This is a genomic window from Halobacillus litoralis, assembly GCF_009856445.1.
GTDB classification, from domain to species: Bacteria; Bacillota; Bacilli; order Bacillales; family Halobacillaceae; genus Halobacillus; species Halobacillus litoralis.
In genome coordinates this window covers 293,116-312,880 of sequence record NZ_WMFA01000002.1, presented here as the reverse complement: position 1 = coordinate 312,880, position 19,765 = coordinate 293,116, and the positions used below count along the sequence as shown (strand labels likewise).

The 19,765-nt window shown below is 45.0% G+C and carries 21 protein-coding genes; 9 read left to right on the top strand and 12 right to left on the bottom strand.

The window, feature by feature from the left end:
* Positions 1-32: 32 nt before the first annotated feature.
* Entirely contained in the window at positions 33-530 is a 498-nt protein-coding gene (locus GLW00_RS06815) for a GNAT family N-acetyltransferase (protein ID WP_160912485.1), read from the bottom strand.
* On the bottom strand, positions 527-1,651 hold the full coding sequence (locus tag GLW00_RS06810) for a hypothetical protein (protein WP_160912483.1): 1,125 nt from the start codon (positions 1,649-1,651) through the stop codon (positions 527-529). Before GLW00_RS06810 ends, GLW00_RS06815 begins: the two co-directional genes overlap by 4 nt.
* A gap of 256 nt (positions 1,652-1,907) precedes the next feature.
* Between GLW00_RS06810 and GLW00_RS06805 the strand changes: the two genes are divergently transcribed.
* A complete protein-coding gene (locus GLW00_RS06805) occupies positions 1,908-2,087 on the top strand; it encodes a hypothetical protein (RefSeq protein ID WP_160912481.1) in 180 nt (59 codons plus the stop codon).
* A gap of 241 nt (positions 2,088-2,328) precedes the next feature.
* Positions 2,329-3,711 (top strand): branched-chain amino acid transport system II carrier protein, encoded by a 1,383-nt coding sequence (gene brnQ / locus GLW00_RS06800; RefSeq protein WP_160912479.1) that lies wholly within the window; start codon positions 2,329-2,331, stop codon positions 3,709-3,711.
* A gap of 40 nt (positions 3,712-3,751) precedes the next feature.
* On the opposite strand, the gene GLW00_RS06795 is transcribed toward brnQ, so the two are convergent.
* On the bottom strand, positions 3,752-4,363 hold the full coding sequence (locus GLW00_RS06795; protein WP_160912477.1) for a YdeI/OmpD-associated family protein: 612 nt from the start codon (positions 4,361-4,363) through the stop codon (positions 3,752-3,754).
* 118 nt (positions 4,364-4,481) lie between these two features.
* Positions 4,482-4,835, bottom strand: a complete 354-nt coding sequence (locus GLW00_RS06790; RefSeq protein WP_160912475.1) for a glyoxalase superfamily protein — start codon at positions 4,833-4,835, stop codon at positions 4,482-4,484.
* A 221-nt stretch (positions 4,836-5,056) separates the two neighbouring features.
* Between GLW00_RS06790 and GLW00_RS06785 the strand changes: the two genes are divergently transcribed.
* The 5 genes from GLW00_RS06785 (at position 5,057) to GLW00_RS06765 (ending at position 10,833) form a co-directional block, all read left to right on the top strand.
* Positions 5,057-5,605: a glycerol-3-phosphate acyltransferase gene (locus tag GLW00_RS06785; RefSeq protein WP_160912473.1), complete on the top strand. Its 549-nt coding sequence runs from the start codon at positions 5,057-5,059 to the stop codon at positions 5,603-5,605.
* 17 nt (positions 5,606-5,622) lie between these two features.
* Positions 5,623-7,212 carry an aminotransferase class V-fold PLP-dependent enzyme gene (locus GLW00_RS06780; RefSeq protein WP_160912471.1) on the top strand — a complete coding sequence of 530 codons (1,590 nt, stop codon included), beginning with the start codon at positions 5,623-5,625 and terminating at the stop codon, positions 7,210-7,212.
* Positions 7,209-9,002, top strand: a complete 1,794-nt coding sequence (locus GLW00_RS06775; protein ID WP_160912469.1) for an LTA synthase family protein — start codon at positions 7,209-7,211, stop codon at positions 9,000-9,002. The genes GLW00_RS06780 and GLW00_RS06775 overlap by 4 nt, the downstream gene beginning before the upstream one ends.
* 533 nt (positions 9,003-9,535) lie before the next feature.
* Positions 9,536-10,372, top strand: a complete 837-nt coding sequence (gene tgl, locus GLW00_RS06770; protein WP_160912467.1) for a spore coat transglutaminase TGL — start codon at positions 9,536-9,538, stop codon at positions 10,370-10,372.
* Between the two features lie 167 nt (positions 10,373-10,539).
* Positions 10,540-10,833: an RNA polymerase sigma factor gene (locus GLW00_RS06765; RefSeq protein WP_160912465.1), complete on the top strand. Its 294-nt coding sequence runs from the start codon at positions 10,540-10,542 to the stop codon at positions 10,831-10,833.
* Between the two features lie 13 nt (positions 10,834-10,846).
* On the opposite strand, the gene GLW00_RS06760 is transcribed toward GLW00_RS06765, so the two are convergent.
* Together GLW00_RS06760 and GLW00_RS06755 are read right to left on the bottom strand one after the other, a co-directional pair.
* Positions 10,847-11,074, bottom strand: a complete 228-nt coding sequence (locus GLW00_RS06760) for an anti-sigma factor family protein (RefSeq protein WP_160912463.1) — start codon at positions 11,072-11,074, stop codon at positions 10,847-10,849.
* Complete coding sequence (locus GLW00_RS06755) at positions 11,067-11,633, bottom strand: RNA polymerase sigma factor (RefSeq protein WP_160912461.1); 567 nt, start codon at positions 11,631-11,633, stop codon at positions 11,067-11,069. The genes GLW00_RS06760 and GLW00_RS06755 overlap by 8 nt, the downstream gene beginning before the upstream one ends.
* Before the next feature lie 322 nt (positions 11,634-11,955).
* Between GLW00_RS06755 and GLW00_RS20660 the strand changes: the two genes are divergently transcribed.
* The gene (locus GLW00_RS20660) at positions 11,956-12,138 is read left to right on the top strand and encodes a YjcZ family sporulation protein (protein WP_089650981.1); all 183 of its coding nucleotides are present in this window, start codon (positions 11,956-11,958) and stop codon (positions 12,136-12,138) included.
* Between the two features lie 113 nt (positions 12,139-12,251).
* Here GLW00_RS20660 and GLW00_RS06745 read toward each other — a convergent pair whose 3' ends face one another.
* From GLW00_RS06745 to GLW00_RS06725, 5 genes are all read right to left on the bottom strand, one after another.
* Positions 12,252-14,183 (bottom strand): fructose-1,6-bisphosphatase, encoded by a 1,932-nt coding sequence (locus GLW00_RS06745; RefSeq protein ID WP_160912459.1) that lies wholly within the window; start codon positions 14,181-14,183, stop codon positions 12,252-12,254.
* Between the two features lie 165 nt (positions 14,184-14,348).
* Positions 14,349-15,629 (bottom strand): MFS transporter, encoded by a 1,281-nt coding sequence (locus GLW00_RS06740; protein ID WP_160912457.1) that lies wholly within the window; start codon positions 15,627-15,629, stop codon positions 14,349-14,351.
* A 58-nt stretch (positions 15,630-15,687) separates the two neighbouring features.
* Complete coding sequence (locus GLW00_RS06735) at positions 15,688-16,845, bottom strand: winged helix-turn-helix domain-containing protein (RefSeq protein ID WP_160912455.1); 1,158 nt, start codon at positions 16,843-16,845, stop codon at positions 15,688-15,690.
* Between the two features lie 64 nt (positions 16,846-16,909).
* Positions 16,910-17,305: a nuclear transport factor 2 family protein gene (locus GLW00_RS06730; protein ID WP_160912453.1), complete on the bottom strand. Its 396-nt coding sequence runs from the start codon at positions 17,303-17,305 to the stop codon at positions 16,910-16,912.
* A gap of 165 nt (positions 17,306-17,470) precedes the next feature.
* On the bottom strand, positions 17,471-18,466 hold the full coding sequence (locus GLW00_RS06725) for an NADPH:quinone oxidoreductase family protein (protein ID WP_160912451.1): 996 nt from the start codon (positions 18,464-18,466) through the stop codon (positions 17,471-17,473).
* A gap of 168 nt (positions 18,467-18,634) precedes the next feature.
* Here GLW00_RS06725 and GLW00_RS06720 point away from each other — a divergent pair, with 168 nt between their 5' ends.
* The gene (locus GLW00_RS06720) at positions 18,635-19,228 is read left to right on the top strand and encodes a TetR/AcrR family transcriptional regulator (protein ID WP_160912449.1); all 594 of its coding nucleotides are present in this window, start codon (positions 18,635-18,637) and stop codon (positions 19,226-19,228) included.
* Between the two features lie 100 nt (positions 19,229-19,328).
* Here the strand turns inward: GLW00_RS06720 and GLW00_RS06715 are convergent, their stop codons facing one another.
* On the bottom strand, positions 19,329-19,751 hold the full coding sequence (locus GLW00_RS06715) for a MerR family transcriptional regulator (RefSeq protein WP_160912447.1): 423 nt from the start codon (positions 19,749-19,751) through the stop codon (positions 19,329-19,331).
* Positions 19,752-19,765: the final 14 nt, after the last annotated feature.

Below are 19,765 nucleotides of genomic sequence, written 5' to 3'. Positions count from 1 at the left end.
CATCCCCTTTACATGATTGAAAGAAGTCCATTTCACCTTCCGACCTTCATGGTGAAATCTCCATCTCCTAATACTTTTTCAAAGTGAGAACGCATCCCGTCATCTAAAACGAGGTGATAGCCATTCGATGTATAAAGCCGTATGGCACTTTCCCATGAGTTGTGCGTCTCCAGCACAAGTCTCTCATACTTGCAGAAACGCGCAGAATCTTCAAGCTTTTCAAGCATCGTTTGCGCGATCCCCTGCCTTCTGTAAGAACTTTTCACAGACATCCGCTCAATTCTCCCCATCCGGTGATCCTCTTTCGTAACGGCACCTGTCGCTACAAGCACACCATCATCAAAAGCAACAAAGAATACATGGCCTTCTTTCGCATAGGTGCCCATCAGATCTTTCAAGTCGGGGTTCAGCGAATGATCGATAAATCCAAAACGCTCTAAAAACCCGGCTAATATAAGATCCCTGGCTTCGTCCTCCACCGCTTTATATAACGGCAGAATTTCCAAAGACCGGCTCGCTTCTTTTTTCAAAAACCATCGCTCCCCTCTCCAAGAGAAACTTCCACTTGAAAATTCTCTAATTCCGTCAGGTAGATTTGTAGACGCTTTTCGATTTGTTCTTTTGTTCCAAACCGGATGATCTGTTCCTTCATTAATGTTTCTTCCTGCAGCAGTTCAAGATGAGCATGGGCCATCGTCACAAGTTTCAAAAACACTTCAATATGAAGGTCCATTCGTTTTTGTTCTGAACCATGCGTATATCCTTCCACAAAGCCATCGGCATGAACTTTCAAAAGGTTGGCATAGAGATGATACTTTCCTTTTGCATATCGCCTTGTATCGTAGACGGTAGGGAAAAAGGTGCGATAGTTGAATACATGGTTAGCAGCAATAGAGGTTCCTGTGTAAAGAAGCGGGACAGGATCGATCATTTTCACGCCGTTACTTGTGAAGATCAAATTTTCCGGCGATGTATCCTGATTGGTGAGGATCCGCTTCTCCTGATCGATGGAGCGGTTGGGGATTAATTCCTTTCCGACGGCCGCCACTTTTTCTTTATCGAATTCATAGGCACTTGAAAGAAGGTTATGAAGTTCTTCTTCATATTCTCCTCTCTCTTCGACGATACACGCGCTCAGATCCATGTCGAGTCCGCCTTTTAATTCCCCGTTTTTCGCCACTTCCAAATAACCGATCCCTTCATAGGGAGGATCGATTTCTTCAAGGGTGCGGAAGAAATCACCCATCTCTCTTCCGTATTGCTCTGACTGTTTTTGCGTCTGTCCTTCCATTCCCAATGTTTCACCCATATAAGATTCAAGCGTGTAGGTAAGGTCTTCATTGATAAGATAATGGAAGAATTCCGGGCACATGCCTTTCTGTGCCTGGCTCGCTGCCTTGTAAAACGCTTCTGTCGCTCCGTATTCCGCTGTTAACTGATCACGGTTGAAAACGACGGCTTCCTCGTAAGCGACCTTTTTAGGTATTCGGAGGACTAACTGGTCTCTCTCCACTAAGTAAGCATAGTGCCAGGATCCCTCGCCTAAACGTTTGATATCCGATTCTCCCGACAGCGTGTTCAATCCTTCGTTTTCTAACGCCCGGTTGACCTGTTCGAATTCTGTTACCGATTGTTTCGTTAAAAACTCCACGTCTCGTTTCCTCTTTTCCTATCCATTATTTTGTTTTCGTTTGATTCCCAGTGTCTCCCTATGAAAAGTGAAGCAACTTCCCATATTTTAACATGATTTTCAGAACAATCAGCATAAAAAGAGGAATCGTACGAATAGACGCTGCCTAAGCGGATGAGTGTTTTTACTTTTTTGACTCATATCCTTATAAACGTTATACTAGAAAAACTCTTGAGACTTCGGTACTCATTTGAAATAAGTGATCAGGAGTGAGCAAATGTTAAAATTTGATGTGGGGCAGTCCATCCAGGAAAGATGCACAAGCTGCTACCATAATGTTCTTAAAGTAATTAAAGTCGTTCCAAAAGAATTTGAAGATAAAACGGCTTATGTTGTTTGGACGCAATGTCCGGAATGTGGAAACAATGATCATCAACTAACTCAACAAGACGCATAGAGGACATCCTTTCCGTCCCAGTCATTCATAAAGAGCTCTTAGAGCAAAAAAGGACTTCCTTATTCAGGAAGTCCTTTTTTGCATATATTGGACCAATCAACCCCACCATTCAGAAAGAAAGCGATATCACCAAGTTATTTCCTAAGAATCTCGAAAAGTCTATTGTCCCTTGTGAAGATTCTTGTTAGGATTATCTTTATTCCTTTAAAGCAAACCATTACATCACGAAAGGAACGAACCTATGAAACAGAAAAACTCATTCTCTACGTATGCCGTCATCGGGACGATGCTTTTCGGGCTCTTCTTCGGTGCGGGCAATTTAATCTTTCCTATTCAATTGGGCCAAATGGCAGGAACCTCCTTCTGGCCGGCACTGATCGGATTTCTTGTAACGGCCATCGCCCTTCCCTTAATGGGTATCCTTGCGATCGTTTTGTCCGGCAGTCAAGGTTTGAATGACCTTGCCGGTAGGATCCATCCGTTATTCGGTATCTCTTTTGCCGTCATTCTCTATTTGACGATCGGTCCTTTTTTCGCGATTCCAAGAACAGCAACGGTCCCTTTTGTGGTGGGATTTGAGCCATTCATCAAACCGGATCAAACTCAACTGTGGCTTGCCGTGTTCAGTTTCGTATTTTTCGCACTCGTCTATTATTTTTCACTGAACTCAGCCAAAGTTATGGATATCATCGGAAAGTACCTAACACCGACATTCTTACTGTTTTTATCCATTCTCATCATTACCACTATTGTCAAACCAATGGGTGATTTTGGTGCACCGACCGGTGATTATGCTTCGGTACCTTTCATGACAGGATTCACGGAAGGCTATAACACGATGGACGCCCTCGGTGGCTTGGCGCTCGGAATTGTGGTGATCACCGCAATCCGCCACATGGGAATCACCGACACGAAGGCGATTGCTCAGACGACATGGAAATCAGGAATTTTCGCCATGGTGCTTATGATGCTCATTTACGGTCTCATTGCGTATATGGGAGCTTCCAGCGTATCTGTCGTTGGCAATCTTGAAAATGGCGGCCTTACTTTCGCAGCGGTGGCTAAGCATTACTTCGGTCCATATGGAGCGATTCTGCTCGCAATCATCATTGTCCTCGCCTGTTTGAAAACGAGTATCGGACTGATCATCGCCTGCAGTGAATTTTTCCATACCGTCTATCCGAAAATCAGCTATAAAACATTCGTGCTGATCCTATCACTGTTATCATTCATGATTGCAAACTTCGGCCTGACAAACATCATTCAATATGCGATTCCTGTGCTGATGTTCTTATATCCGATGGCGATCGTCCTGATTCTGCTCGGGCTCAGCTCTAAACTGTTTCAGCATAAACAAAGCGTCTATGCCGGCGCTATGATGCTGACTGTTTTCGTAAGTACCATCGATGGCTACAATGCGCTCCTGGGAACGATTCCTGGTGTCGCTAATCCTTTGTTGGATTCAGTCAGCACTTTCTACCAATCCTATCTTCCGCTTTACGGAATTGGACTCGGGTGGATACTGCCCGCTCTGATTGGTGCCATCCTCGGATACTTGTTGAAAGAAGGAAAAACGTCGGAATCCACCGTCCGGACTCATGAGGCTGAACACCTACCCCATTAAGAAGAAAAGACCAAGCCCTGACGGCTTGGTCTTTTTTCACCTACTTTTTCTTACGACGGTACAAATCGAGGGATTTATAGCCTTCCGATAAGATATCGATCATTTGTTTTGTCCGCTTATCTCGTGTGGTTTGCTGTTTTGCGGAGAAAATATGACGCGCCCAATCCCTTTGATAACCTGGGGTCAAGTTCTTGAAAAACTCCTGGGCAATCGGATGATCCTTTAATAGATTTTCAACATCCTCCACCTGGTCTTCATAATCGGCCACACATTGACTGGCCGCAGCGGTTTTTGGTGCTTTTTTCTTCTCCCGCTTCATGCCGACAACTGTGAACACGTCATCCATACTGACCATACGGGAAAACTTGATATCACTGCCTCCCACGTACTTATCCTCCCCGATTTTTAATGCCGGAAACATGTCATCCCTGTGTATGTACGTATCGTAACGCGTATTCCCTTTTTTCGGGTAGGCAAAGAAAACGTAGCCTTTCTCTGCTAAAACCTCCTTGCGATCGAGAAGTGTTTGCAAGTGTTCTTTCATCTCCTCAAGGTTTGCCACGAAAATAAAAATCGCATCATGATTTTCGGATAGGATTGACGATTGCTCATCAAATAAATCATAGTCTTCCGGCTGGTGAAGGACAACCATATTCTTATATTTCGTTAACTGTAACTTATCTTTGATTGTTGGTATGATAAACTCCCCCTCTTCAAATCAAACCTAAGGTAATACTAAAATAATATAGCAGAATCGCTTTGGATCATCGCTATTTCTTCATATTCATAAATCGAAGTTCATTTCCATCCGGATCGGTGATACTTAACATACGGATGCCCTCTATCATTTCGTACGGCGGATTCACTTCAAGTTTTTCCTGCGGCAATGTCTCATAAAAACGATCGACATCCTCGACAAGAATATGAACCAAACCACCAGGCTGGCAATCTCCTTCATGGGCGGTTAAATAGAGAAGATCTTCTCCCCTTGAAATCTGCATGAATACAGGATAACCAGGCTCAAAACGGTGCTCCCAGTCCACTCGAAACCCAAGCCCCTCTATATAAAAAGTCTGACTCTTTTCTTCGTTTGAGATTTTCAATGTCGGAATGACCTTCTGCATCCGCCTTCCTCCTTCTAAACAATCCTCTTATCTTTCTATTATAAAGAATATCTTCAGAAAAAATAGCTGGCGGCTGACGAAAAGCAAATCTTTAGTCATCCACACGATATGTTGAAATAATTGTAAAATGTCATGTGCCACCGTATACATTTTCCATATTATGAAACGATTTGAAGGGTTGCATCGTATGATAGATGATGGAAAGTACGAGGGGTGAGGACATGTGGATTTGGCCGATCATCAGTTATTTGTTCGCTGGAATCAATGGCGCTTACGTGGTGACGAAGTATAAGCTGCAGGAAGATATTACAATGCTCGGGAGTGGCACAGGGGGAGCAAGAAACGCAGGGAGAATGGCGGGGGAACAGGCATTCATTTGGACCGTGGTGATCGATGCACTGAAAACCATTCTTCCTCTGAGCCTTGCTCTCTACCTAAGCGTCTCCCCTGTCATCCTTGCGGCGATGGTCATATCCTCGGTTGCTGGTCATATTTGGTCGATTTGGCTGAAGGGCCGAGGGGGCAAGGGTGTTGTCGTCTATCTTGCCTGCACGCTTGTCCTCGAGTGGCCGGGACTTTTGATCTTTGGAGGGGCCGCATTACTCGCCAAATTTCTTCCCGTCTCTTTTTCAAAAGTGATGCTAGGCGCCATGATCATCCCCGTGGTCAGTGCCTTTTTCCGAGGAGATCCGGCTGTAAGCTTCGGACTCTTAATCGGATATGGATTAGTCGTCCTTTCCCATCTTATTCCTGTCCACCCAGGCAGCTAGAAAGAGGAGGAACATCTATGAAACAACCGTTCATATATAAAGTGGCATCAACCGATGAAGAATACGAGCAGATCCATCAATTGAATTACGCCACATTCGTCGAGGAGATTCCCCAACATGATCGAAATGAATCTCGTAGACTCACAGATAAATTCCATAATGAAAATACATATATCATTGCTAAAAAAGGAGAGGAAGTCATCGGCATGATTGCTGTCCGAGGCGATCGTCCCTTTTCTCTCGATCATAAACTGCCAGATATCGATAACTATTTGGAAGAGGGGTCTGTTCCCTGTGAAATCCGTTTACTCTCGGTGAAAAAAGAATACCGGAAGCGGACGACTTTCTTCGGTATGATTGACCAGCTGGCCAGCTACTGCCTGAAACAAAAATTCGATGTCGCGCTCATTTCTGGTACAGAACGCGAGCTCGTTTTATATCGGAAGCTGGGCTTTGAACCATTTGCTCATACTGTAGGGACGAAGGAAGCACTGTATCAGCCCATGAAGCTGACGAAGGAGAATTTCGTCAAGGCGACACAGGCCTATCACCGCATACTCGCCCGCTACGAGCCGATTTCCTTTTTATCCGGACCTGTTCCGATGGATGAAGATGTAGCTCAGTCATTGAGCAAAGCGACTCAATCCCACCGTTCAGATGAATTTTTGGAGCTGATGACGAGTGTACAGTCTCTGTTGACTGAGAAAACGAACGCCCCTCATGCTTCCATCCTTGTCGGAACGGGGACGCTTGCCAATGATGTGGTGGCCCAGCAAATCAAGCAGCTTGACGGGGAAGGTCTGATTTTATCCAATGGAGAGTTCGGCGAGCGGCTGATCGATCACGCCACAAGAGCAGACCTCTCTTTTCACACCATCCAAAAGAAGTGGAACACGGCCATCTCCATGGAAGAAATCTGTTCCGTGCTGGATGAGCGCCCTAACATCCGCTGGATATGGACGGTCCATTGTGAAACCTCTACCGGCTATTTATACGACCTGAAAGCACTGAAAGAAGCAGCAGCCGATTATGGTGTTCACTTATGTCTTGATGCATGCAGCTCCCTCGGCGTCGATGAGGTGGACCTTCGTGATGTGTACCTGGCTTCAAGCGTGAGCGGGAAAGGTCTCGGGTCTTATCCTGGTCTTGCCATCGTCTTTCATCATCACAAACCGTTTCCGAATTCCACGATTCCAAGGTATTTGGACTTAGGCTTATACGCATCAAAGAAAAGTACACCCTTCACTCACTCATCAAACGCTCTTTTTGCAATGAAGAAAGCACTGGAGCTTGATGCATCAGCAAAGGTTGAGTGGATGAATCTGCTGCGGTCGGAATTGGAAAACCAAAGTTGGACGGTTATTGGCGACAAGACGTATTCGAATGGGATCGTCACCATCGCCCTTCCCTCCACGTTTTCTTCCGTCACGTATGGAAATCGGTTGAAGAAGCAGGGCATTCTAGTCAATTATGAAAGCAGCTATTTGCAAGAGCAGAATTGGATGCAGATTGCCCTGATGGGAACAGTCTCCCATGTGAACATCACTCGGTTGCTTGATGCCATGAACCGCTTGAAGGAGACCGAACAGAAAAGAGTTTCGTCATGAAGGCGTACACAGGGCTGATTGCCTTTTACTGGGTCAAAATCGTGCTTCTTATGTACATCGGTTTTCAGCTGCAGCCGACGCATTGGCCCGTACATCTTGTGATGATCCTGACGATCCTCGGTCCTGTCATGCTTCTTTTCAGCGTGCCGCTTTTTACACCGGACCGGTTCAGGAAATGGGTATTACCAGCACTCCTGTTTCTCGTGACGTTCTGGTTGTACGCCCACCTTCTGTACTATCGTTTTTATGAAGACTTCATGACCTTGACTATCCTCCTTCAAATCGGGAATGTCGGTGGTTTGAGCCGCAGTACGTGGGAGCTCTTTTCCCCGTGGGATCTGCTTTTATTTATTGATATTTTTGTGTTCGGCTGGTTGTTGTTCAGAAAAGAAACCTTTCAGACGCCTCCGAAAAAGGGGTACCTTACAGTTGCAAGCCTTATGACCATCACCATGCTTGCAGCCGGCCTTCTCTACAAGCCGTATGTGCTCACGGAGAATTACAACCGCACCCAATTTGTGCAGACGATGAGTTTGTTTACCTATCAATGGTTCGATGTCGGGCACTCCATCCGCTCCCCGTTGTTCAAATGGTTGTCCGACCCCAGCGATGCAGAGCCGATGCAGGCCTATATCAAAGAGCAGGAAAAGGAAACAACCGAATGGTTCGGGGAAGCCGACGGGATGAATGTCGTGTTTATAGGTCTTGAGTCCGTACAAAATTTCGTCCTGGACTTGGAAGTTGATGGTGAAGAAGTGACGCCGTTCTTAAACGAAATCAAGGACGAGAGCTTTTATTTTTCTAACCTATATGAACAAACCGCCCAGGGAAAAAGTTCCGATGCGGAGTTCATGCTTGATACCGGCCTCTACCCGCTCGACGGTGGTTCCGTCTTCGTCCGCCGTCCCGACAATGCGTTTCACGGTCTCCCGGAGATTCTCGGAAACTACCAGTCTGCCGTCTTCCACGGCAATGAGCGATCGTTCTGGAACCGTACGGAAATGTATGACACGTTAGGCTACGACCGCTTTTTTTCAGAAAAGGATTATAAGGTCACCGAAGAAAACTCCGTCAACTATGGCCTAGAGGATCTCCATTTCTTCGAGCAGTCGGTACCCAAATTGAAGGAATTGGACACGCCTTACTTAGCTAAATTCATCACGTTGACAAACCACTTCCCGTTTTTGCTGCATGAAGAGGACCAGACGTTTGAAACGGACGTGACCTCAGAACCCGTTGTGAACCGTTATCTTTCAACGGTCCATTACTTGGATTCCTCTGTTGAAACCTTTATGGAGAGGTTAAAAGAACAAGGGATGTATGAGAATACGATGTTTGTCCTTTATGGGGACCATTACGGAATCTCCACAGAATATGAGGATGGTCTATTTGAACTGCTCGACCAGCCAGAGACGACCTTTTCTCACATCAAGAATCAGCGCGTCCCTGTCCTCATTCACATTCCTGGACTACAAGGAGAAACGTTCGATAAAGTGGCCGGCCAAATCGATATCCGTGCGACAGTTCTACACCTGCTGGGAAAACGGAGCGCAAACTATATGAGCTTTAGCGAGAACTTGTTGACCGGTGAGCACGACGCCTTTGTCACCTTCCGAAACGGAAATTACATCTCTGAATCTACCATGTATATTAAAGGACAGTGCCTCGATACTGAAAAAGGGACCCCCTTATCCAATCAGGATTGTGAAGAAGGAAGAAGCAAAGCCAGAAGCGAACTGCAGCTCTCTGATCAAGTGATCAAAGGAGATTGGCTGCGGTATAAAGATTAAGGAGTCATGGGACCATGACTCCTTTTTTCTTGCGCGGGTTTCTCTGCTTCTTGCGCGCGTTCCCTACTTCTTGCGCGCGTTCCCCGCTTCTCGCGCGCGTTCCCTGCTTCTTGCGCGCGTTCCACCGCTTCTTGCGCGCGTTCCCTGCTTCTTGCGCGCGTTCCACCGCTTCTTGCGCGCGTTCCCTGCTTCTTGCGCGCGTTCCACCGCTTCTCGCGCGCGTTCCCTGCTTCTTGCGCGCGTTCCCCGCTTCCCGCGCGCGTTCCCCGCTTCTCGCGCGCGTTCCTCTGCTCCTTGCGCGCGTTCCCTGCTTCTTGCGCGCGTTCCCTGCTTCTTGCGCGCGTTCCACCGTTTCCCGCGCGCGACTCACTCTTCCTCCGCGCGACTCACTTTCCCTGCTCGCGGCTCACTCTTCCTGCATGATATACATTTTCCCACCCCAGCCCATAGGTAAGCCTCTACACATCATCCACCGCCCTCATGAATAGGATAGGTACAAGGACAGATGTTTCACTTCGCAAAGGAGGAACCGTATGATCCAGGTATCCGGGAGGCCCTTTCAACCAGATGATTCGTGGAAAGCAGATACAACGGAAACGACGATCATAGAAGCCTTGCAAAAGACGCCAAACCTCTACTCTTTTTCATCAGAAAAGGAACTCATGTTCGAAATCAAAAGCAGAAAGAACATCATTGTGAGCGCAAAAGAAATGGACAATGGCGAATCATCCTTTGCCACTTTTCGCACGGCACGCTGCAACCCTGAATATTGGCAGCTGACGACCGCTGGCGGATTTTTGTTGAGAAGGCAGGTTTCCCCTGCTGATGCCACCCGGGATATTTTCACAAACAGTGCTCAATATAAATTCGAGTGTGCGACCGCTTGTGTCATCAACTTTTATCACGGTCTCCTCAAAACGATGGGCGCCTCTTCCTTCAACACGCTCTTTCCAAACCTTTATTTATACAGCTGGCATACCGATGACGACCTCGGTCTGTATTCCTTTTTTGCCAACCATTATGTTCCTGGAGATGTTGTGTATTTCAACAATCCTGATGTGAATCCAAGTACTTCATGGTTCAGAGGGGTCAACGCGATTGCCATCGGAGACAATGAATTCTTCGGACATGGATTCAGTATACGGACCTCTGAAAAAATGATTGAAGGCCTGAATACAAAAAGGAAACCCGACAGCCAGCAATCTGCTTATTTGTCAGGCTTGATCACCCGTCCTTCCTTCCAGTCATTATCCAGGTTTTCAGGCGGACGGACGATTCACAAAACAAGACCCTTCCTTGTCCACCACAACAAGACTTCCGTGTCCTACAGGCAGTATTTGTATGAGTTAAGTTATAAACCGAAGTATTGAGATTCACGTTGGCTGGAACAGCTCACGTTTTTATACCTTTCCATGATGAACACTCCCCAAGGGTAAAAATACTCACTCACAACGGGGAGTGTATCTTTTATGCCGAGGTTTATTTTTGAGGAAGCAGGGTATTAGTGAATCATTACTTATGACCCAGGAGATTATTTATGAATAAAGATAAAGAACTATTGGATAGAATTTCCATGAGAGAGAAAGATGCCTTTGATCAGCTAACTCAGAAGTACACCTTTTACCTGCACCGTTTAATCAGCAGGAGTATCCATAACCCCCGGGAAGCGGAAACCCTTCTGACTGAGATCTTCAAATCTATTTGGAAGACTCCCCAACACTATTCGCGGGAGAAACATGTTTCTGTAGGCATAACCAAAGCATGTTTACAATTGATTGCTGACACAGTTGGAAACAGCCATGAAGGACAGAAGCGGTCTCCAATCAATTAGACGTTCCAGTTCTTTAAAGATCCTGTCCGTTATGAATGGAATGGAAAACCCGCTTCTTCATTCCGGATGGCGGGCCTCCTTTTCCCCTCCTTTTACCTGCTTCTCCTATCTTCTGTAACACTTTTATTTCCTCACTGCATGTTGGACAATGATTCAGGTGTTTTTTAAACGCTATTCTTTCCTTTTCGTCCAATTGATTCCTTAAATAGTGGACGATCTCTTGGCATAGCTCCTCATTCAATGGTATTCCTCCGTTCTTCCTTTAAAAATTTCCGTAATTTCTCCAGCGCGAGTCTTATCCTTCCTTTGACCGTTCCAAGGGGAATGCCCTGCTTCTCTGAGATTTCGTTCTGAGAGGCTCCCTCCATGTAAGCGAGCTGAATCACCTCCCGTTGTTCCACAGGCAACCTTCTAACCGCTCGTCTCAAGTAATCATGATCCTCTTTGACTGTCAGACTTTCTTCAACATTCCATTCCCCCTTCTCTTCTGTGTCGTTTGAATTCCACTCCACTTCCGTCACGTTCCTTTTACGGACAAGGTCGATCGCAGCGTTTCGAGTGATTGTTAAAAGCCAGCTTGAAAATTTACCACGTCCCGGATGATAAGCACCTTTCCGGCTTCCTTTCCACAGCTTCATAAATACATCATGCATGACCTCTTCGGCGGCATGTTCATCATTCACAATTTGAAAGGCGAAGTAGTACAGAAGCTTTTCATAACGGGTGTAAAGGATCTCAAGGGCTTGTTTATCTTTAGAAAAGATTCTTTCATACAAGTCTAGATCTGTCTGTTTACTCATCTAAAGTTCTCCTTTGATGCCGTGTTACCTTTACAGCTTTTGAAACCTGTAGCCTGCACGGTTCACCCAGCATACGATGAAAGAAGCCCTTTAGATCATTTTTCTGCTACATAAAAATGAAAAGAAATCCCGCCTTGTGATTTTTCAGCTGTCCTAAACTGAATGAGCGCTTATTTGGAGTCGATTTTCAAAGAATCATTTGGAAGATCACCGCTTTGGTACACTCGTGACATGCACCCATTTTTAAGGTTGACGGGCTCAACTTTCTGTTAGGCGAGTACAATATAGTGACAAAGAAACAAAAGGAAAGGGATGTTTTCACATGGAAAATGTTAATGCTCCGTACACGATGGGCGCTAACGTAAACGCACCGTATATGGGGGCAAATATGCCTCACATGCCGTCTGCGCCTATGTACCACTGCCGTCCACGTCGAAACAATTTTGTTTTGATTGTGGTATTGTTCATTCTTTTGATCATTGTCGGCTGCAGCATTAAGTGGTAAACCCTTGATGTTTTCGTCCATGTTGATCAAAATGCATGGACGGAAGCCTGACAAAGATAAAAACTAAAAAAGGACGATGGCTCTTTATGAGCCATCGTCCTTTTCACATTCTCTTACTTCATATATTTATATTCCATCAAACTGTTCAAAATATAGATCTCCTGCAACAGTTCTTCCCCGACGTTCGTCTCCAGAACCTTCTTCCTCTCAAGCTCTTTATCTACCAATCGCTTCACAGATAATACATCCGTTCCATCCCGCAGCACTTCTTCCTTCGAGTTGAAGCGTTTGTGAGCGACCAGCTGCATGCCGAAGGAATTATACAGCAGCGTATATCCGGCAATGCCTGTGGTCGATTGATAGGCTTTCGAGAAACCTCCATCGATGACGACCATCTTCCCGCCTGCTTTGATCGGATCTTCCCCTTCAATCTCTTTGACAGGGGTGTGGCCGTTGATGATATGGCCCTGGTCAGGATTGAGCTCGAATTCTGCAAGGATCTTCCGGCAGACATCTTCATCTTCCCTCAGGTAATAGTAAGGATTTTTTCTCTCTTTGTGTGTCGATTTATCAGCGATGAAGTAGCGCTCGAACGTCGTCATTTCCCTTTTTCCGAACAAGGATGAGTACTGCCCTGTCCATAAATACCAGACCATATCTGTCGCTAGGTCATCGGTTTCTTTTGGATTGGCAAACGAATGACGCAGGTAATGCTCAAATATATCGAGAAGCTCACGTCCGGCATAGGATTTGTCTTCAATCGTCATTTTTTCCATATTTCCTTCTTCATCGACCGGGATGCACCCGTGAATCAGCAGGTTGCCATTGTATTTCAAATACAGGCTGCCCTTTTTCACGAGGAACTTCATGTGTCTGGCAAGCTTTTCTGAATGCTGGATAGAAAACAACAGCTTCTCGATGACCTGTTCTTCTTCCTCAAGGAGACGGTTAGGGTCTTCAGGGTCAATGGTTGAGAAACAAGGATTTTCAAGTGGATACGTCTTATCGTGGAGGGTGATTTCCTCCCGGTCATAGTCCACTTTTTCAAGCAGCAGGCGCTCAGACATGTGGAAATACGGGCGTCTTTTAATAATCGAACTCTCAAGCTTGAACTGAATCATCGCGATCGCCTGATGCATTTTCGTAATCTGTAGCTGCTCATGTTCCGATGGTTTATCATCGGTATGGATTTTAGGTCTGAACGCCGCATGATCGCCGTAATATTTCTCGGCGAGATTAAGGAGCGGCCTCAAGTTAATGCCGTACGCATCCTCAATGATTTCCAGATTGTTATAGCGGGCGCAGATGCGGAGGATGTTAGCCAGACACACTTTCGATCCGGCAAAAGCACCGATCCATAACACATCGTGGTTGCCCCACTGGATATCAACCGATGGGTAATGGATGAGTGTTTCCATGATTTTATCCGGCTCGGGTCCCCGGTCGTAAATATCGCCGACCACATGAAGGTGGTCTACCACTAATTTTTGTGTGGCATAAGCAAGACCACTGATCAGCTTGTCCGCCTGACCGAGAGAAATGATCTGTTGAACAATTTTCTTATAGTACGATTCTTTATTTGTTACATCATCCGTCTTGTAGAGCAGTTCTTCTATGATATAAACGAATTGCGTCGGAAGGGCTTTACGCAGCTTGGATCGTGTGTACTTGGAAGAAGCATAGGAAATGAGCTTGATCATCCGGTCGATCGTGTGCGTGTACCACATCTCCAACTCTTCATTATTATCAAAAGCGTTCTTGATCCGTTTGATTTTTTCTTCCGGGTAGAAAACGAGTGTCGCGAATTCATCCAGTTCCTTCCCAGCCATCTCCTCTTCAAAAAGATCCCTGATTTTTTCTTTGACTCTCCCTGAGCCATTTCTCAATACGTGCTGAAATGCCTGGTATTCCCCATGAAGATCACTGACGAAATGCTCGGTTCCTTTCGGCAGGTTAAGGATCGCTTTCAGATTGATAATTTCCGTGACGACTTTTTCTTCGCTGTCGTATTTTTGAGCAAGTAAGTCTAAGTATTTTGTATTCAAGGTTATGTATCCCCTTTCAAAATTCACTACGAGATCCTATTTAAAGACAAACGCTCTGCCAAGCCTTGCTATTCCTTTTAATTATTTCAAACGATTCTGTCTAAGACAATACTATTTGATAAAAAAGAGGGAGATCCCAGTTAGGAAAGTCCCTCCATCTGTTAATTAAGCATTGGAATTTGCTTGAACCTCATTGCTTTTTCCAATTTCATCCGCTTCGGGGCTGCCCTGCTTCCAAATGATATTCTGGAAGACAATCCCCACGGAACCAATACCTATTAAACCAATACCGATGATTTTAAATGCCGTCGTTACACCAAACTGATGAATGAGCAGACCGCCCAGAAGCGGACCGATGATGAACAATAAACTCAAGGTAGAGTCCACGATGCCGGATACCCTCCCAATCGCTTCTTTTGGAGGCTCTTTTTGAATCAGATAATTGACGGCAGTAAAGGCGAGGCCATTGCCGATTCCACCCAGGAGACCAAGACCGATGACTACAAATAGTATGGTAGAGGTGTTCAGAAAACTGAATCCCCCAGTCATGATACCGATAAGAAGGCTTCCTGTGCCGAAAAACCATCCGTATTTCTTAATTTCATCCAATCGATTCAAACCAAGGACTACGAGCAGCGACCCAATCCCGATGGCTGAAATAACCCATCCGGTGAGCTCTGCTCTCTCAGGAAAGATCTCACTGAACAGGGTGACGAACTGCGCATCAATCATCTGAATCGTCAAAGTAGTGACGATTCCGTATAAGAGGCTGGCCGTCAGAATACGACTGGTCAATACATAGCTCCAACCTTCTTTCCACGATGTCCAGAATCCAACGGTTCCCCCTGGAAATTCTGGCTTTTCTTTTGCCTCCTCTTTATTGGGACGAATGAACAGAAGAATGACTCCTGAAAGAAGAAAAGAAGCACCATTGATCGCGATTGAAAAAGATGGTGAGGAAGCGGCAGTCAAGGAGCCACCAATTAACGGCCCTACCACTTTCACGAGTTGAAACAGGCTTCCGTTTATCGTTACCGCCTTCATGATGGCCTCTTCATCCACGATCCTTCTCAACAACCCCTGCTGGGCAGGTAAACTGATGGCCCCCGCCGTATTCCTTAGGAAAATCAAAGCAAGTGCGAGAAATGGAAAAGGAGTAAAAACGAGCACCAATGTCAGTATCCCTCTCATCCAATCGGAATAGACCAGGATTTTCAGCTTATCCCGACGATCGGCAAATACACCAGCGAACTGTCCGAGCAATATACTGGGAACGGCGTACATCACTGGGATCAAAGCAATCAGTAAAGGATCCGCCTGCCACGTGTATCGAAATAAAATCAATACCGCTACAAAGTCAAACCAATTTCCTAAATTAGAAAGGGCATTCGCTGAAAAAAACGTAACAAAGTTCCTGTTTTTCCATATTGAATGTTTCTGTTTCATCTTTCATACCTCCCCGTCGTTCTTGCAAAAATCATAACGGAGAAATATCAGAAGAATATCAGAGATTGTTATTTTTTCTCAAATGAACATCCAATTGGTATTCAATGCGCTTTTTCAACTCAGAAAATCTGTATTCAAAAGCGAGTTCCTGCCACATCTCTTGGTATGTAAAAAGTAAACGGCTCTCCGGCCGGAATTCTTTGATGAAAAAGAGGATGACGTTCAAGCTGATCAGTAAACCTGGGATATACTTCGCTTCCTTGAACAGCTTGAATCCTTTTTGAAAAAAACGATCTGCTTTGTTTTCTTCCTGATTCCAAAAGCATTGGAGTCCTGTTAAAATGACAAACGTGGCTTGTTCCCGAGAGTAAGGATACTTCTCCAGCATCTCCCTCACTTCCTTCATCTTTTCCTCTATGGACGATTTTTCGTTTTTTAAAAATACTAAATAAAGTTCGGTTAATAGAATGAAAGGATACATATTCTGCAGCCCTCGATGTTCGATCTCATCCTTTGAAGCGCTGAGCTGGTGTTCTGCTTCTTGAATCCTTTTTGTAAAGATCAAGAGACTCAACCGGTTCAACAATCGTATTTCTGTCCTGTGGAATTCGGGGAGTTTCTCTTCCTCTAATGCCCTTGTGAAATAATCCAGACTTTTCCCTTGATCGGGTTGAATGTACGAATAGATATGCAATAAATAATAACAGCGATCCCAAAACGAACGTTCATTCCTCAGAAACCACCGGAAGTCACCCTTCATGAAGTGGAGATAACACTGGTTTTCAACATCGAGTTCAAAACCGAAGATATCCTGATTTTCCTCGAGCACCTTCAATGCTTTTCCCTGCCCATAAAGATGGTACTTATGAAAAAGCACTTTCGCACTGGAAGCAACTTCCTGGTCCTGCGTGAGTGGGCTTTTGTGAACTTCCTCATCCACTTTTAGCAGGTATCCTTTTCCCCTTACTGTAGCAATGTTCAAGATAGAAGCGAGCGGTGTCAGCTTTTTCCGGAGCCGATAGATATGATCATCCACGGTGCGGTCTGTCGGATTTTCCATCGACCACACCGCATCAAGAAGGTCCTCTCTTGAGAACACTTGAAACGGCCGCTCCCATAAATACTGCAGCAATTGATATTCTTTTGGAAGCAAAGATACTTCTTCTGAAGCATGTTTCACTTTCAGCTCATGATCGATCCATTGTAATTTTTCCATTTGTTCCACCTTCACTTTTTCGGCTCAGTCCTTGAAACACATTCCATTCCAATGAGCTCTGAAACTAGAAAGCACCATTTTCATTCGGTGAGTCCTCCGGCAGCGGCTGACCGATGTCCCACAACTCCACAATTTTTCCACCTTCAAACCGCATGATATGGACTACGGCTACTCCCGTATCATCCTGCTGTTGTTTAATATGAGAATGAACGACGACCATATCTTTTTCTTCGATCGCACGATGGACTTCAAGCGTCTTACGAGGATTTTTGGCGGCGTCCTCTTCCATTGCGCTCATCAGAGAATCTTTATCTCCACGGAAATAAGGATTGTGATGGGAAAAATCAGAACGGACATACCTTTCATACGCTTCCCGTACCTCTCCACCTGCCACTTGCACCAAAAATGATACCGCTCGTTCTTTGTTGGAAAATGCTTCACTGTTCTGTTGAGAATTCATAGATAAGCACCCTTTCATCAATAAGTCATCGATTAAGTTATGTACCTCTCAATTATTTCAAACGCTTTCAAAATACTCAAGATGTATGAAAAAAGCGCAACCTTTTTAGAGGTTACGCTTTCTGCATGATTTGTTTTTAAGCTAAAAGGGGACGGGCACACCCTTTTAGGAAAGGATGTTCACAACCGTTCTTCCTCTTACTTTTCCTTGTAAAATATCGGATAAAGTATCAGGAAGCTCTTTTAGTGAAACTTCCTTTTCAATCTCTCCTAAATCATCCGGCTTCAAATCCGTAGCCATCCGCGTCCATAGCTTCTCTCTCAAGTCTTTCGGACAATAAACGGAATCGATGCCGAGCAGATTCACTCCTCTTAGGATGAAAGGGAAAACCGTTGTCGGCACTTCCACTCCGGCAGTCAAACCACTTACAGCAACGGCACCGCCATATTTCGTGTTGCTCAAAACAGAAGCCAGTGTTTTTCCTCCCACGGGATCGACCACACCAGCCCACTTCTGCTTACCGATCGGGCGGATTTTCTCAGGGGTGACTTCTTCCCGGGAAATGATCTCTTGTGCGCCCAACGTTTTCAGATATTCATGCTCCGATTCTTTTCCTGTACTAGCCGTCACATGGTACCCGCGTTTGGCAAGCATGGAAACAGCCATACTTCCGACACCGCCAGTAGCGCCTGTAACGAGAATCGTTCCATCTTCCGGTTTAACGCCGCTTTCTTCAAGCCGATGGACAGAGAGCGCTGCCGTGAACCCTGCTGTACCAAATGCCATCGCTTCCTTCAATGTCATATTCTCAGGCAGTGGAACCACCCAGTCGCCAGGGACACGTGCATATTCACTGTAACCACCATAGTGGGAAACGCCTAATTCATAACTCGTCACGACCACTTCGTCACCTTCTTGGTAGCGGTCATCCTCGGACGAGACGACAGTCCCGGCAAGGTCGATCCCAGGAACGAAAGGATAGGACTGAACGATTTTGCCATTCGGAATACTTGCCAACCCATCTTTATAGTTGACGCTGGAATAGTGGACGTGAATCGTCACATCCCCTTCAGGCAGATCTTCCAAAGTCAACGATTCCACATTCACTGAAAAATCTTCCTCTGTTTTGTTCACGACAAGTGCATGGAATTCTTTTGTCATTCGAACATTTCCCCTTTCTGCTTCCTCATTTAACTAGATTATAAATCTATCATAGACCATTTTATACTGACCGGTCAATTTATTTTGACCAGTCAGTATAAAAGATTCGAATATCCTTTCTTTTTCTTGTATAATAAACAGAGCATCCAATGGAGGTTATATTAGAAAATGGCAAAAAAAGCAGAACAGAGACGCAAACAGATATTAAAAGCTGCCTTCCAAGCCGCAACCGAAAAAGGCTATGAATCCGTCACCCTGCAGGAAATCGCCGATTATGCCGATGTCAGCAAAGGGGTCACGAACTACTACTTTAAAAATAAATCCGATGTTTTCACGCAATTGTTTGAATGGATCACAACCCGCATCTATGAAAAAGAAGCCGCATCCGTTGGTGAACAGGAAACGGCAATTGGGAAACTTGAAGCATACATCGACCGCGTGTTCATCAGTCCAGAAGAAAATAAAAATTTCTATCGTGTCTACCTGGACTTTTTATCCCAAGTGAAAAATAACGATTCGTATAAAGAGATCAATCAAAAATTCTATGAAAACTGCTGGTCCATCGGCCGAGAGATCATCCATCAAGGATTGGAAGAAGAAATCTTTGAAGTCGATGATGTGGAACAAACAGCGATCAGTATCCGCTGTATGATTGACGGAAGTCTGATTCAATGGCTGATGAGAAATGACGATCAACTGCATGACTATTACCGGACGACCTGTTACGAGTCCATACTGAAAATCCTTCAATACAAAAAATAAAGCGACCGTTAGTCGGTCGCTTTTTATAATATTGCCCGCAAGGTATTATTTTCCTCTATATCTTTTGATTTACTTCTGTTCCGTAACGGACTCCTTTAAACTATTTTAGTTCTTCATCCGTTCCTTTTCTGTCGACAAACGTTTCATACAAATTCGCAGACCGGTTTTCCTCTAGACTGCTTTGATAAAAATCAATTTTTTTATTTAATAGATCCAGGTTTTTCTTGTAGATCTCTATTTGCTTTTTCACTTTATCTCTATGGTTGGTCAGGATATCAATCATTGCCACAGTACCTTCTTCTCCTGATTCCCACAATTTCGTATAGTTCTTCAGGTCTTCCATAGACATGCCTGTTTCTTTCATGTGCAGGATAAACTCTGCCCATAATTTATTATGTTCGGAATAATTACGGACATTGTTCTTGTCACGATCAGGTACAACTAACCCCTCTTTTTCGTAATATCTTAACGTATGTTCACTGACACCGATCAATTTTGAAAGTTCTCCAATACGATACCCCATGGTTTACACATCCT